We start from the raw sequence: 13,006 nt of genomic DNA on the forward strand, positions 1-13,006 counted from the left end.
AGAGGTGTAATTCTATGTTTGACTTCGATGTGGTGGCCGGCGAGACCGTACGCGAGGTACTGAGCGACAAGCGCGCCGAGGTCCTCGGCATCGTGAGCCAGGCCTATCGCAGCCACGAAGCCGGAGAGAGCGTCAACCCCGACAGCTACTTCCTCCGCTTCCCCGAGAAGCCCGACTCCCGGATCATCGCGCTGCCCGCCTACCTCGGCGCCGACGTCCAGCTCGCGGGCATCAAGTGGATCGCCAGCTTCCCCAAGAACACCGAGGCCGGAAAGCCCCGCGCCTCCGCCGTGCTGATCCTCAACGACTACGAGACCGGCTACCCGATCGCCTGCCTGGAAGCCGCGAACATCAGCGCCGCCCGCACGGCCGCGTCCGCCGCCGTCGCGGCAACCACACTGCGCCCGGCCGGCTTTGAGGGCACCCGTATCGCGGTCGTCGGCGGCGGCGTGATCGCCCGCAACATCTGCGACTATCTCCACGCCGCCGGCTGCGCTCCCGACGCGTACATCGTGCACGACCTCCACGAGGAGTCCGGCCAGGCCCTGGTCGACCATCTGCGCACCACCCAGCAGCGCCCCGCGTCGTTCGCCGCTGACCTGGGCACCGCGCTGGAGGCCGAGACCGTGGTCTTCGCCACCACCGCGCTCGAGCCGTATGTCACCACGCCGTTCAAGCCCGGCCAGGTCGTGCTGAACATCTCGCTGCGGGACCTCGCGCCCGAGGTGGTGCTGGAAGCGGACAACATCGTCGACGATGTGGATCACTGCCTGAAGGCCAACACCTCGCCCCACCTGGCCGAGCAGCTGACCGGCTCACGGGACTTCGTGACCGGCACGCTCGCCGGAGTCCTGAACGGCGAGGTCTCCTTGGCGGCGAACCGGCCGGTGATCTTCTCGCCGTTCGGCCTCGGCGTCCTCGACCTGGCGGTCGGCGCATACGTCCTGGAGCAGGCCCGCGCCGCGGGCTCGGCCATTGCCGTCCCCAACTTCTTCGGGGAGACGCGCCGATGGTGACCAGGGAGCAGCACCCCACGCTTGCCATCGTGGGAGCCGGATCGCGTGGACTGGGCATCGTGGAACGGCTGGTCAGCCACTGTCTGGCGGAGCCCTTCCCGCTCACCGTTCACCTCGTGGACCCCCAGCCCCTCGGCCCCGGCTTCCACCGCGCGGACCAGCCCGACTATCTCCTGCTCAACACCGTGTGCACGCAGGTCACCGCCTTCGCAGACGAAGAGATGGTGGACGGGCCCACGCGGGTGGGTGGCCCCTCCTTGTACGAGTGGTGCCGTGAAAAGGAGCTGGGCCTGGGCGACGACGGCTACACCGTCCGGGCGGGGGACGGACGGGAGATCCGGCCGAACGACTTTCTGCCGCGCCGGCTGCTGAGCGAATACCTCACCTGGGCTGCCGACCGCATCGTCGCCGCGGCGCCCGCCGGCTTCACCCTGATACGGCACGCCACGACAGCCACCGACATCCAGCCCGGCCCCGACGGCGGGGAGACCGTCGTCCTCGACGACGGCACCCGCCTGGAAGCCGACGCGGTTTTCGTGACCGTCGGACACCACTCGCTCCACCTGCCCTCCGAACCGGCGGCTGAGCCACGGCTGATCACTCGCCCCTACCCGCTGCCCGAGGCGCTCGAGCGCCTCGCCCCCGGCGACGCGGTCGCGGTCCTGGGCATGGGCCTGACGGCCATGGACGTGATCGCCGCCCTGACCCTGGGGCGCGGCGGCCGGCACGAGCCGGCGGAGGACGGCGGCCTGCGTTACGTACCCAGCGGCCGCGAGCCGCGGATCGTGCTGGCCAACCGTTCCGGGATGCCCTCGCGCAGCCGCCCGTACCTCAACCCGGGCCGGGCCCGCTTCGCCCCGCTCGCGCTGACGCCGGACCGGCTTCTGGCCCTGCGCCAGGTGCGCGAGGGCGGCCGGCTCCAGTTCGCCGAAGACGTTCTGCCGTTGGTCGAGGCCGAGATGGAACTGGCCTACTACCGGGCCGTCCTGGCCCAAAAGACCGGCGACGCCGGAGAAGCGGGCGAGGAACTGGCCCGCCGGGTCGACCGGTTGGGCTGTGACGGCGCGCTGGCGTCCGTACGGGCGGAGCTGGGCCCCTACCCCTTGCACGGGGTGCTGGCCGAGCGGCTCACCGACCGGCAGTGGCGTGATGCGCCGGAGTACGCCGAGTGGTTCACCGCTCAGGTCGGGGAGGACCTGAGCGAGGCCCGCGAGGGGCTGGGCGTCAGCCCGGTCAAGGAAGCCCTGGAGGTGCTGCGCGACCACCGCGACGCCCTCCGGGCCGTCATCGACTCCCCGGGAGTGGACGACGCCTCGCTGGAGCACTTCTTCGGGGAGTTCACCTCCACGGTCAACCGCGTGGTGATCGGCCCGCAGCTGGACCGGTCGGCGGAACTGCTGTCGTTGCTGGCCGCCGGCGTGCTCCGGCTCGGCCCCGGCCCGCAGCCCAAGGTCATCGCGCCGGCCGGAGCGGGCCCCTGGCGACTGGAGTCCACCTGCCTGGCGCGGCCCGAGACCGTCGAGGTGGAGTACGTCGTGCACGGCCATGTCGCCGAACCGGGCGCGGACCGGCTCCCCGCCTCCCTGCTCGGGCGCCTCGTCGCGGCGGACCGCGTCGCCACCCTGGCCGTCCGCGGCCGCCGGGTCCCGGGGCTCCATGTCACCCGCGAAGGACAGGGCATCGGCCCTGCCGGGGAGGTGCGGTCCGCGCTGTTCTTCCTCGGCCCGCACACCGAAGGGTCCAGCTACTACAACCACTACGTCCCGTCGCCCGGCGCGCCGTCCCGCGCGCTGAAGGACGCCGAACTCGCCCTCCGTACCGCCCTGCCCGCCCTGATCACGAGGACATCATGAGCAACCGCGACACCTACACCCCCTGGACCCGTGAGTACCGCGTCGAGACCCGAGCCGCGCAGGGCGACGGCTGGCGCTGCCCGACGACCGGAGCCGTGCCGCCGCCGGTGAGCATGGGGGCGACCTTCGCCCGCGACGACCAGTACCGCACCCCGGCCGGCCTCGCCTACCTGCGCGACCAGGGCACCCCGGGCTACGAGCAGCTCGAGGGCGTCGTGGCCGGGCTCGAGGGCGGCTCGGATGCGCTGGTGTTCGCCTCCGGCATGGCCGCCGCCACCGCCGTCTTCCAGGTCCTGCCCGCCGGGGCCCGGGTCGTGGTGCCGCAGACCATGTACTTCGGGCTCACCAAGTGGCTGCTGGAGTTCGGCCCGCAGCGCGGCCTGGAGGTCGTACGCGTCCCCATGGACGATCTGGACGCGGTGGCCGAGGCGGTGAACGCCGCGCCGACCGCCCTGCTGTGGGCGGAATCCCCGGCGAACCCCACCTGGCTGGTGACCGACCTGGCGGCCTGCGCCGACATCGCGCACCGGGCCGGCGCCCTCTTCGGCGTGGACAACACCGTCCCCACCCCGGTGCATGCCCGGCCCTTCGATCTCGGCGCCGACCTGATCATGCATTCCGGGACGAAGTACCTCAACGGCCACAACGACGTGGTGGCCGGGCTCCTCGTGGCCGCGCCGGCGCTCACCGACGAGCAGCAGGCCCTGTGGGAGCGGCTGCGCCTGCACCGCCGCCTGACCGGTCCGATCCTCGGCCCCTGGGAGACGTATCTGCTGATGCGCGGGATACGTACGCTCTACCCGCGCATGCGCCAGATCTCGGCCACCGCCATGTCGCTGGCCGAGCACTTCTCCGAGCACCCGCTGGTGAGCCGGGTCGCCTACCCCGGCCTGCCCACCGACCCGGGGCACGAGGTCGCCGCCCGGCAGATGACCGGCGGCTTCAGCGGAATGCTCTCGCTGCACGTCGCCGGGGACTGGAAGCGGTCGCTGCGCGCGGCCGAACACTGCGAACTGTTCATCCGGGCCACGTCCTTGGGCGGTGTGGAAAGCCTGATCGAGCACCGCTACACCTTCGAGGGAGCGGGTAGCACTTCCCCCAAGGACATGCTCCGGCTGTCCATCGGACTCGAGGACCCGGCCGACCTCGTGGCCGATCTGGAGCAGGCACTGGAACGCGCCGCGAAGGACGTATCTTGAGCTCCGAGACCAGCAGCACCAGCACTACTGACGACACCAGCACCACCGGGGGCATCGGCACCACTGACGACGCCAGTACCACCGGCAGCGACACCGACACCACCGGCACCGTCGACGCATCCACCGCCTCGTCGCCCGCCCCCGCCCACCCGTCGGAATCGGTCGGCTCACCGGGCCCGCGGCTGTTGCGCGACATGTCGCTGTCCGCGGTCCTCGCCGGCTTCGTGGCCGTCGTGGTCTCGTACTCCGGACCGCTGGTCATCGTGCTCGCCGCCGCCGCGGCCGGGCATCTCGACAAGGCGCAGACCGGCTCCTGGGTCTGGGCCATCTCGATAGGCAGCGGCCTGACCTGCATCGGGCTCAGCCTGCGGACGAAGATGCCGGTCATCACCGCGTGGTCGACGCCCGGCGCCGCACTGCTGGTCACCAGCCTGGGGGCCTACTCCTACGCGGAGGCCATCGGCGCGTTCCTCGTCACCGGCGTGGTGATCACCCTGGTCGGACTGACCGGGGTGTTCGGGTGGCTGATGCGGCAGGTGCCCACGGCGGTGGTCTCCGCCATGCTCGCGGGCATCCTCTTCTCCTTCGGCACCGGCGTCTTCGCCTCGCTGAAGACCGCACCGTGGATCGCCGGGGCCGTCCTGCTGGTCTACCTGCTCGGCAAGCGATGGCTGCCCCGGTACGCGGTACTGATCGCGCTCGCCGCGGGCGTGGTGGCCGGCGCCGCCACCTCGCGCCTGGACATTCACCTGGACAGCATCGAGCTGGCCCGCCCGGTGTTCACCACGCCCGCGTTCTCCGTCGCCTCGCTCATCGGCATCGCGGTGCCCATGATCCTGGCGACCCTGGCCTCGCAGAACGCCCCCGGTATGGCCGTGCTCACCGCGTCCGGCTACAAGCCCAAGGACCGGCTGCTCATCGGCTCGACCGGCCTGGTCTCCACCGCGCTCGCCCCCTTCGGGTCGCACGCCATCAACCTCGCGGCCATCACCGCGGCGATCTGCACCGGCCCCGAATCCCATCGCGACCCCAAGCGCCGCTACATCGCCGGCATCGCATGCGGCGCCTTCTACCTCCTGATCGGGGCCTTCGGGACCACCCTGGTGGTCTTCTTCGCGGGCCTGCCGAAGGAGTTGGTCGCCGCCATCGCCGGAGTCGCCCTCTTCGGGGCACTGGCCGGTGGTCTGAGCGGCGCGGTCAAGGAGGAGAAGGACCGGGAGGCCGCCCTGATCACCTTCCTGGCCACCGCCTCGGGAGTCACCCTCTTCGGCATCGGCTCGGCCTTCTGGGGGCTGGTGTTCGGTTTCTCGGCCCATCTCGTACTGACCCGCTGGCGCAGCACCCGAACCACCGACAAGTGACCCACACCGGAAGCGGCACCTGACCGCACCGGAACCGTCAACTGATCCGCAACCGAAAGACGGCCGCCCCGGCCCCCCGACCGGGGCGGCCGTCGGCCGTCCATGTCCCCATGCGCCCATACGCCGACGGGACCATACGCGCACGGGCCCATACGCCCATGTGCCCTCACACACCAGGACGTTCCCATGAGCAAGCCCGTCATCCTCCTCGCCGAACGACTCTCTCCCGCCACCGCCGACGCCTTCGGTCCCGCTTACGAGATCCGCCACTGCGACGGCACGAACCGCGCTGAGCTCCTGAAACATCTCGCCGACGCAGACGCTCTGCTCGTGCGCAGCGCCACGCAGGTCGACGCCGAAGCCATCGCCGCCGCACTGGTGTTGAAGGTCATCGGCCGGGCCGGTGTCGGGCTCGACAACATCGACGTACCCGCCGCGACGGAAGCCGGTGTGCTGGTGGTCAACGCCCCCACCGCCAACATCGTCAGCGCCGCGGAGCTGACCTGCGCGCTGCTCCTCGCGGTGGCCCGCAATGTTCCCCAGGCGGACGCCACACTCAAGAACGGCCGCTGGGAGCGCGGCCGGTTCACCGGCACCGAGCTGTCCGGGAAGGTCCTGGGGGTGGTGGGGCTGGGGCGTATCGGGCTGCTGGTGGCCCAGCGGATGGCGGCCTTCGGCATGGAGGTGATCGCCTATGACCCGTACGTGACGCCCGAGCGGGCCGTGGCACACGGCATCGAGCCGCTGCCGCTCGACGAACTCCTCGCACGCTGCGACTTCCTCACCGTCCACCTGCCCAAGACCGCGGAGACCACGGGACTGATCGGGCGCGAGGAACTCAAGAAGGTCAAGCCGTCGGTACGCGTCGTCAACGTCGCCCGTGGCGGCATCGTGGACGAGGACGCCCTGTACGAGGCCCTGGTGGAGGGGAGGGTGGCCGGTGCCGCGCTCGACGTGTACGCCAAGGAGCCCTGCACCGACTCGCCGCTGTTCACCCTCGAAAACGTCGTCGCCACCCCGCATCTCGGTGCCGGCACCGTGGAGGCGCAGGAGAAGGCGGGCGTGTTCGTGGCCCGGTCCGTAGCCCTCGCGCTGAAGGGCGAGCCGGTGCCGGACGCGGCCAACACGCCGGAGCGGGCGCTGAGTCTGCGGTCGTAAAGCCCCCGCCGCTTCCGGGGCCGGGTCCGCGCGGGTCCGCGTGGGCCCGCAGCCGCCGCCAGTGCCGGTTCACTCCTTGGCCTTCTTCGCCCTGCTCGCCTCGCCGGCCCTTGCCGGCTCGCCTCCCCTCATGGATAGTTGAGCTATCGGATAGCGGATAGTGCTGCTATCCACGAGGGGAGTCATCCATGTCTTCATCACTTCCGCCTTCGTGGTCTGTGCCGTCGTGGTGGCCTTCGGCTCCATGGCGGTCGTGGCATCGGCCGCTGGTGCTGTTCTCGGCGGCAATGGTGGTGATGGCGGTCGTATCGGCCGTGGGGCTCGTCGCCGACGACCGTGTGCTGGTGGGCGCGCCGATCTGGTTCAAGCCGCTCAAGTTCTCGGTCTCCTTCGTGGCGTACTGCCTCTCCCTGGCCTGGATGCTGTCGCTTCTCCCCCGAGGCCGACGCGTGGGCTGGTGGGCGGGGACGGTCGTCGCGCTGGCCGGCCTCGTCGAGATGGTGATCATCGCCGGGCAGACGATGCGCGGGAAGCGCAGCCACTTCAACCACGAAACGCCCTTCGACGAGGCGCTGTTCAACGTGATGGCCGTCACGGTCGTTATCCTGTGGCTCGGCACGCTCGCCGTCGCCGTGCTGTTGCTCCGCACCCGAATCGCCGACCGTGCGTCCGCCTGGGCGATGCGCTCGGGCATCTTCCTGGCGCTGGCCGGGGCTGCCGTCGGATTCCTGATGACGCAGCCCGCACCGGGGCAGCGGCGCGGCGTCTCCAAGGTGGTCGGCGCGCACAGCGTGGGCGTGCCGGACGGCGGTCCCTCCATGCCGCTGACCGGCTGGTCGACGACCGGCGGAGATCTGCGGATCCCGCACTTCGTCGGCATGCATGCACTGCAGCTCCTGCCGCTGCTGGTCATGGTGCTGACCGCCCTCGCACCGCGCTTCGCCCGCCTTGCCGACGACCGGGTACGGATGCGCCTGGTGCTGCTCGCCTCGGGTGTGTACGCCGCCGCCTTCGCTCTGCTCCTCTGGCAGGCGCTGCGGGGTCAGCCGCTGATCCAGCCGGACGGCGTGACGCTGGGGGCGGCCGGCCTGATCCTGGTGGCCGTCATTCTCGGGACGTACGGATCCCTGCGGGTTCCGACTCCCCTTGCGGGCACGGCAACTGGTGAAGACGTCAGTGCCTCGAAGGAGCTCGTGTCATGACCGGATTCCTCTTCGAGCTCTCCTTCTGGCTGGCCGCACCCGTCTGGCTGCTCATGATCTTCGCCCCCGGGTGGGGCCCGACCGCCCGCATCGCCGGGTCACCGGTGACCGTGGTGCCCGTACTGCTCGTCTATCTCGCGCTCGCCGTCCCGGTGTTCCCCGAACTCTGGACCGCGGTCAGCAGCCCGGACCTCGGCACCTTCCGCGAACTGACGGCACTCGCGGACGGTGCGGGGGCCATCTGGTCGCAGGTCATCGCCTGGGATCTCCTCATCGGGCAGTGGATGTACCGGGAGGCCAGACGGCTCAGGATCCCCGCCCTGCTGATGGGGCCCCTGCTGGTCTTCACGATCCTGCTGTCGCCCTTCGGGCTGCTGGTGTTCCTGGGGCTGCGAACGGCGTGGGCACGGCGTCCGACCCGCGACGACCTCGCGGCTGCCGCGTCCCGCGGAGCCACGCAGGCCGAGCACGGCCCGGCCTCGCCCGCCACAGACGGCTGATCAGCAGCTCGAGCCCGCTTTTGACCCTGGAAACGGCCTGCCGCTTCCTCACCTGCGAGCCGGCCGCACGGCATCATCGACGCCATCACGAAGGCCAGGGTCAACTAAGGAACGCCGGATGAGCATGTGGACCACCAGGCTGGATGCCGCGGGCATTCACGACCCGCAGATACGCGACGACTTCACCCGGCAGCGTTCGCTGGTGGCCCGTTACAAACGCGCGGCCTACACCGCGGTCCTACTGCTCCTGCCGCGCCCCCTGGCCCCCCACTTGATCGCCGCCGTCGCCTTCATGCACCACACCGACAACCTCCTCGACCACGGCCCGCTGCCCCAGCGCGCTGCCGCCTATGCGGCATGGGAGAAAGAGGTGAGCCAGGCCCTGGCCACCGGCATCAGCGACCACCCCGTGATCCGCCCGCTCCTGCACACCGGCGCCTGCCATCCCCAGCTCCTCGGGCATGTCGAGGACTTTCTCCGCACCGCGGCCACCGACCTCGAATTCACGGGCTTTGCCGCGGAGTCGGACTACCAGCGCTACCTCGACCAGTACTCACTGCCCGCTTTTATGCTGGTTGCCTGCCTGCTCGTGTCCGGTGACGAACCTGCCGGCTACCGCGCTGCCTGCCGCGCCTACATAGACGGCAGCCAGCGACTCGACTTCGCCAATGACCTCGCCGAAGATCTGGCCGACGACAGGCTGACCATCCCTCAGGACACCTTGTCGAGCCACGGCGTGACCCGTGAGGACCTCGTACACGCCCAGGAAACCCCCGGAGTCGGTACCCTGCTGCGGCACCTCCTCCAACAGGCCCGCACTGCCCTTGCCGCCAGTCACTGTGTGACCGGGTTCCTGCCGCCCGCCAACCGTCCCTTCGTCCGGGCTCTGATCGCCCTGGAAGAGGCCACCGCCGACGCGGCCGGGGCCAAAGGACCGGGCCTCCTGACCGCCCCCGCACGCCCCGCCGTTTCCGCGATGCTGAAGATCCTCATACGCGAATTCCGCCACACGCGCAGCCTGCGCCGCTCTCGTACCGATTGATCCGCGGGCCCGGTCCTGGGCGCGTCACGCTGCCGGTCAGCCGTCGTCCGACGCGCTGCGCGCGAGTGCCGGCCGGCGCAGCACGGCCGCGGTCGTGACGAGGCCGAGCATGACGATCTCGATGACGGCCTGGACGGGGAGTCCGGCGATGTACATGTCGGGCTTGTCGAACTGCGGGTCGAAGTAGGCGGCGCCGGGGTAGAGGATGGCCAGCGCCTGGCTGACCCAGTAGAGGACGGCAAAGCCGATCGTGGCGTAGAGGTTGGTGCGGGCGTCGCCGCGCCGGCGCCATATGAAGAACAGGGCGGCCAGGGCGAGCAGGGTGCCCATCGCCATGGTCTGGCCGTTGTGGAAGCGGGCGTGCGGGGGCCAGAGCGGGTTCAGTACGTGGGTGTGGTTCCAGTCGGCGACATAGGGCGAGATCGCCGTGAACATCGCGACCAGGGTGAGCAGGATCTTGCCGGTCATGTCCCGGGTCTTGGTGTTCTTTCCGCGGGCGGCGCCGCTCGGGACGGCGGCGGGCTGTGCGCTGCGCTGCGGGTGCTCGGGGGACGGGGAAGCGGACATGGATGTGGCCTCTCGTTGAGTGGGTGCGGGCGAGCTGCCGGCGAGCGGCGGGCAGGCAGGCCGGGGGTGGGGACGGTCCGGCCGGCCCCGGAGTGGGGGCGCGGCCGGTTCCGGGTTATGCCGCGGCGGTTGTGGTGTCCGGGGCGTGTCCGGTCGCGTACCGGTAGGAGGCGGTGATGACCTGCTTGGCCACTGCCAGTTCGGCCCGGTCGCGCGGGGCGTAGAGCATGACGGCGTTGATGCCGCGGTCGTGGAGGGGGTGCTTCTCGCCCCATCCGGAGGTCAGGAACCGGGCGTGGTCGGCCGGGTCCAGGGCCAGGTGGAGGCTGCCGTCGGCGTGCAGGTGCACGAACTCCGCGTCCCAGCGCGGCGGGAAGAGCAACGCGTCGGGGTCCGGGATGTTCCGGCCGAGGAAGACCGCCCAGGTGCTGGGGACGGAGACCTCGCTGTGGCCCGTGGTGATGCCGGGCAGGGTGGTGGCCATCCACTGCCGCAGCTCTTCGCGGATCTGCGGGGGGCTCGTCTGGCTCAGCTGCAGGTGGGGGAGCTCGGGCCCGGTCTCGGGCCGCGTCCCCTCCCGCTCGGGGAGTGTCGGGAACGTCATGGTGCTGCCTCCTTCGCGTCAGGGGCCGGGCCCGTTGCCGGGCGGCGGTCGGACGGGTGTCCGCGGTCCGGCCGGTGCCGGGTCACTGTCTCCCTCCACGTTACTTTCCTCGATATAGTGGTTACCTGGAGGAAAGTGCCCGGTACCTGCCAGGCGCGCAGCGAACGAGGAGGGACCATGGCCGAGCCGGCGAAGCAGGCGTGTCCGATCAATCCGGTGGTTGACCTGCTGTTCAGCCGCTGGACCACCCCGATCGTGTGGGTGCTCGAACATCACGGACGGCTGCGCTTCAACGAGCTGCAGCGGCTCGTGCCGTCCATCACTCCCAAGGTCCTCACCCAGCGCCTGCGCCAGCTGGAACGTGACGGCCTGGTGATCCGCACGTACCACGCGGAGATCCCACCGAGGGTCGAGTACGAGATCAGTGACCTGGGCCGCACCCTGGTCCCGGTCTTCCAGACCCTCCATGACTGGTCCGAGGCGCATCTGCCGCAGGTCACCGCCGCGCGCGGTGCCTACGACACGGCACAGGAGGAAGAGGCGGCCTGGGCGGAGGGCTGAAGCGGGAGGTCGCGCAAGGCCTCGACGCCAAGGTGCGTGCCGCACGTGACGAGACCCTGTCCCGACCCGAAGGGGAATTCGTCCGTCCGCTGCCGCCCCGGCCGTTCCACCGCCGGACAGGCCCTAGCTAGTCAGGCCGCACGGAATCGAGCAGGGCGGCGCACCGGCCGAGCAGGCCGACAAGTGTTGCCCGCTCCTCGTCGGTGAACTCGGCGGCCAGCGCCCGCTCCACCGGTACCGCCCGCGCGTCGGCGTTCTCCATGACGGCGCGGCCCTCATCCGTGAGCCGGGTCTCCAGGACGTTCTTGTGCCACTCGTGCGGAGTGCGCTCGATGAGACCGCGCTCCTGGAGGTTCTTCAGCACCGTGTTCATGGTCGGCGGTGTCACTCCGCACGCCCGCGCCAGCGCGGCGGCCGAGATGCCGGGCCGCTCGGAGCTGTAGAGCAGAGCCGCGTACTGCGGGACCGTCAGACCGGCCGGCTTCAGCGCCGCGTGCTTGGCGCCGTTCAGAGCCTGCTCGGCGCGCTTGATGGAAGAACCGAGGCGCTCGGACACGGGCATGGACGTCATCTCCGCATCGTAACGGCCATAAAGCAGGGAAGCTCTCACCCAGGAATGAACACCCATACGACAATTAGAGTCTTGACGAGAGTTAGAGTTCGAATGTAGCTTCGTGTGCATTCGATCGCATGCGGACGACACTCGCGTGCGCCGGCAACGGGGAGGCACCCACCCATGTCCCAAGCGCTCACACGCCGCGCTCTGATCTCGGCCGCCCTGGCCCTGACCGCCGTCGTCGTGCCGCTCGCCGCCACCGCGAGCGGCCAACCCGCGGCCACATCACCGGCCTCGCACACCGCCGCCCGGCACGACACCCGCGCCCGCGTCTTCACCGCGTACGACCTGCCCGGTGCCCGCGTCTACCCGGAAGGCATCGCCGCCGACCCGCGCACCGGCGACATCTACGTCGGCTCATACGCGACCGGCGCCGTCTACAAGGCGACGCCCGGCCACCGCACCGCCCAGGTCTTCCTGCCGTCCGGCACCGACCGGCGCACCACCGCGAACGGCCTGAAGGTCGACCGCGCCGGCCGGCTGTGGGTCATCGACTCGACCGCCGGCGTCGCCGTCTACGACCTTCACGACCGCAAGCTCATCGCCCGCTTCGACGTGACCGGGAGCGCCAAGTCGTTCGTCAACGACCTGGCGATCGCCCCGGACGGCAGCGCCTATCTGACCGACAGTTACCGGGGTGTCCTCTACCGCGTCACGCCCCGGCAGCTGGCGCGGGCCGCCGCGCACGGCGGGCGTGCCGAGCTGACCACGGCCTACGACCTGGCCGGTGCGCTCCCCAACACCCCGGCCGGCGGCGTCGCACTCAACGGCATCGTGGCCGACCCCTCCGGCCGTTATCTGCTGACCGTCGACATGAACGCGGGCACCCTCTACCGCGTCGACGTCGCGTCGGGCGCGGTACGCCAAGTCGCCCTGCACGGCGGAGACGCGCTGCACGGCGACGGCCTCGAAATGCGCGGCACCACCCTCTGGGTCGTTCACAACGTGACCAACGCCATCAGCCGGTGGAAGGTCGGCGACGATGGCGCGTCCGCCCGCATGGAGCGCCGCATCACCGACCAGGCGCTCCGGATCCCGACCACGATCGTCCACAGCCGCGGCCGGACGCTCGTCGTCCGCTCCCAGTTCGACAAGGGCGGCCCGATGGGCCCCGGGACGCCGCAGCCGTTCACGGTGGCCGAGGCGGACGGCATCTGAACCGTCGTCCCGACGAGGACCTTCATGATCCGCGGCAGGAAAGGGCTGCGCATCTCCTGGTCCGCGCCCGCATCCACCCCACCGTGCCTCTCCGCGAGTTCATAGCTGCGAGGGGGCTTGTGGGCGCCAACTCCGCCCGCCGGCAGGCGCGTTACGGCACGTGCAGGGC

At 70.7% G+C, this 13,006-nt stretch carries 12 protein-coding genes and 1 pseudogene; 10 read left to right on the forward strand and 3 right to left on the reverse strand.

Annotation, left to right across the window (positions count from 1 at the left end; translation table 11 throughout):
* Positions 1-14 precede the first annotated feature (14 nt).
* The 8 genes and pseudogenes from sbnB (at position 15) to ACZ4S3_RS14555 (ending at position 9,331) form a co-directional block, all read left to right on the forward strand.
* On the forward strand, positions 15-1,016 hold the full coding sequence (sbnB, locus tag ACZ4S3_RS14520; protein ID WP_467932052.1) for a 2,3-diaminopropionate biosynthesis protein SbnB: 1,002 nt from the start codon (positions 15-17) through the stop codon (positions 1,014-1,016).
* A complete protein-coding gene (locus ACZ4S3_RS14525) occupies positions 1,010-2,869 on the forward strand; it encodes an FAD/NAD(P)-binding protein (protein WP_467932053.1) in 1,860 nt (619 codons plus the stop codon). The genes sbnB and ACZ4S3_RS14525 overlap by 7 nt, the downstream gene beginning before the upstream one ends.
* Positions 2,866-4,068, forward strand: a complete 1,203-nt coding sequence (locus ACZ4S3_RS14530) for a trans-sulfuration enzyme family protein (protein ID WP_467932054.1) — start codon at positions 2,866-2,868, stop codon at positions 4,066-4,068. Before ACZ4S3_RS14525 ends, ACZ4S3_RS14530 begins: the two co-directional genes overlap by 4 nt.
* Positions 4,062-5,429: a benzoate/H(+) symporter BenE family transporter gene (locus ACZ4S3_RS14535; protein WP_467932528.1), complete on the forward strand. Its 1,368-nt coding sequence runs from the start codon at positions 4,062-4,064 to the stop codon at positions 5,427-5,429. The genes ACZ4S3_RS14530 and ACZ4S3_RS14535 overlap by 7 nt, the downstream gene beginning before the upstream one ends.
* Before the next feature lie 186 nt (positions 5,430-5,615).
* A pseudogene (locus ACZ4S3_RS14540) lies at positions 5,616-6,554 on the forward strand (hydroxyacid dehydrogenase); the annotation flags it as partial.
* Positions 6,555-6,874: 320 nt separating this feature from the next.
* Positions 6,875-7,789, forward strand: a complete 915-nt coding sequence (locus tag ACZ4S3_RS14545; protein ID WP_467932530.1) for a hypothetical protein — start codon at positions 6,875-6,877, stop codon at positions 7,787-7,789.
* A complete protein-coding gene (locus ACZ4S3_RS14550; protein WP_467932055.1) occupies positions 7,786-8,289 on the forward strand; it encodes an ABA4-like family protein in 504 nt (167 codons plus the stop codon). The genes ACZ4S3_RS14545 and ACZ4S3_RS14550 overlap by 4 nt, the downstream gene beginning before the upstream one ends.
* 118 nt (positions 8,290-8,407) lie before the next feature.
* Positions 8,408-9,331 carry a squalene/phytoene synthase family protein gene (locus ACZ4S3_RS14555; protein WP_467932056.1) on the forward strand — a complete coding sequence of 308 codons (924 nt, stop codon included), beginning with the start codon at positions 8,408-8,410 and terminating at the stop codon, positions 9,329-9,331.
* Between the two features lie 36 nt (positions 9,332-9,367).
* On the opposite strand, the gene ACZ4S3_RS14560 is transcribed toward ACZ4S3_RS14555, so the two are convergent.
* Both ACZ4S3_RS14560 and ACZ4S3_RS14565 read right to left on the reverse strand, forming a co-directional pair.
* Positions 9,368-9,898, reverse strand: coding sequence for a DUF6640 family protein (locus ACZ4S3_RS14560; RefSeq protein WP_467932057.1), 531 nt, complete (start codon positions 9,896-9,898; stop codon positions 9,368-9,370).
* Between the two features lie 115 nt (positions 9,899-10,013).
* The gene (locus ACZ4S3_RS14565) at positions 10,014-10,502 is read right to left on the reverse strand and encodes a luciferase domain-containing protein (RefSeq protein WP_467932058.1); all 489 of its coding nucleotides are present in this window, start codon (positions 10,500-10,502) and stop codon (positions 10,014-10,016) included.
* 177 nt (positions 10,503-10,679) lie between these two features.
* Between ACZ4S3_RS14565 and ACZ4S3_RS14570 the strand changes: the two genes are divergently transcribed.
* On the forward strand, positions 10,680-11,063 hold the full coding sequence (locus ACZ4S3_RS14570) for a winged helix-turn-helix transcriptional regulator (protein ID WP_467932059.1): 384 nt from the start codon (positions 10,680-10,682) through the stop codon (positions 11,061-11,063).
* A 127-nt stretch (positions 11,064-11,190) separates the two neighbouring features.
* On the opposite strand, the gene ACZ4S3_RS14575 is transcribed toward ACZ4S3_RS14570, so the two are convergent.
* Positions 11,191-11,634, reverse strand: a complete 444-nt coding sequence (locus tag ACZ4S3_RS14575) for a MarR family winged helix-turn-helix transcriptional regulator (RefSeq protein WP_467932060.1) — start codon at positions 11,632-11,634, stop codon at positions 11,191-11,193.
* A gap of 165 nt (positions 11,635-11,799) precedes the next feature.
* Between ACZ4S3_RS14575 and ACZ4S3_RS14580 the strand changes: the two genes are divergently transcribed.
* On the forward strand, positions 11,800-12,837 hold the full coding sequence (locus ACZ4S3_RS14580) for an SMP-30/gluconolactonase/LRE family protein (RefSeq protein ID WP_467932061.1): 1,038 nt from the start codon (positions 11,800-11,802) through the stop codon (positions 12,835-12,837).
* Positions 12,838-13,006 lie beyond the last annotated feature (169 nt).

The sequence above is a fragment of the Streptomyces sp. NPDC028368 genome (genome assembly GCF_055565615.1).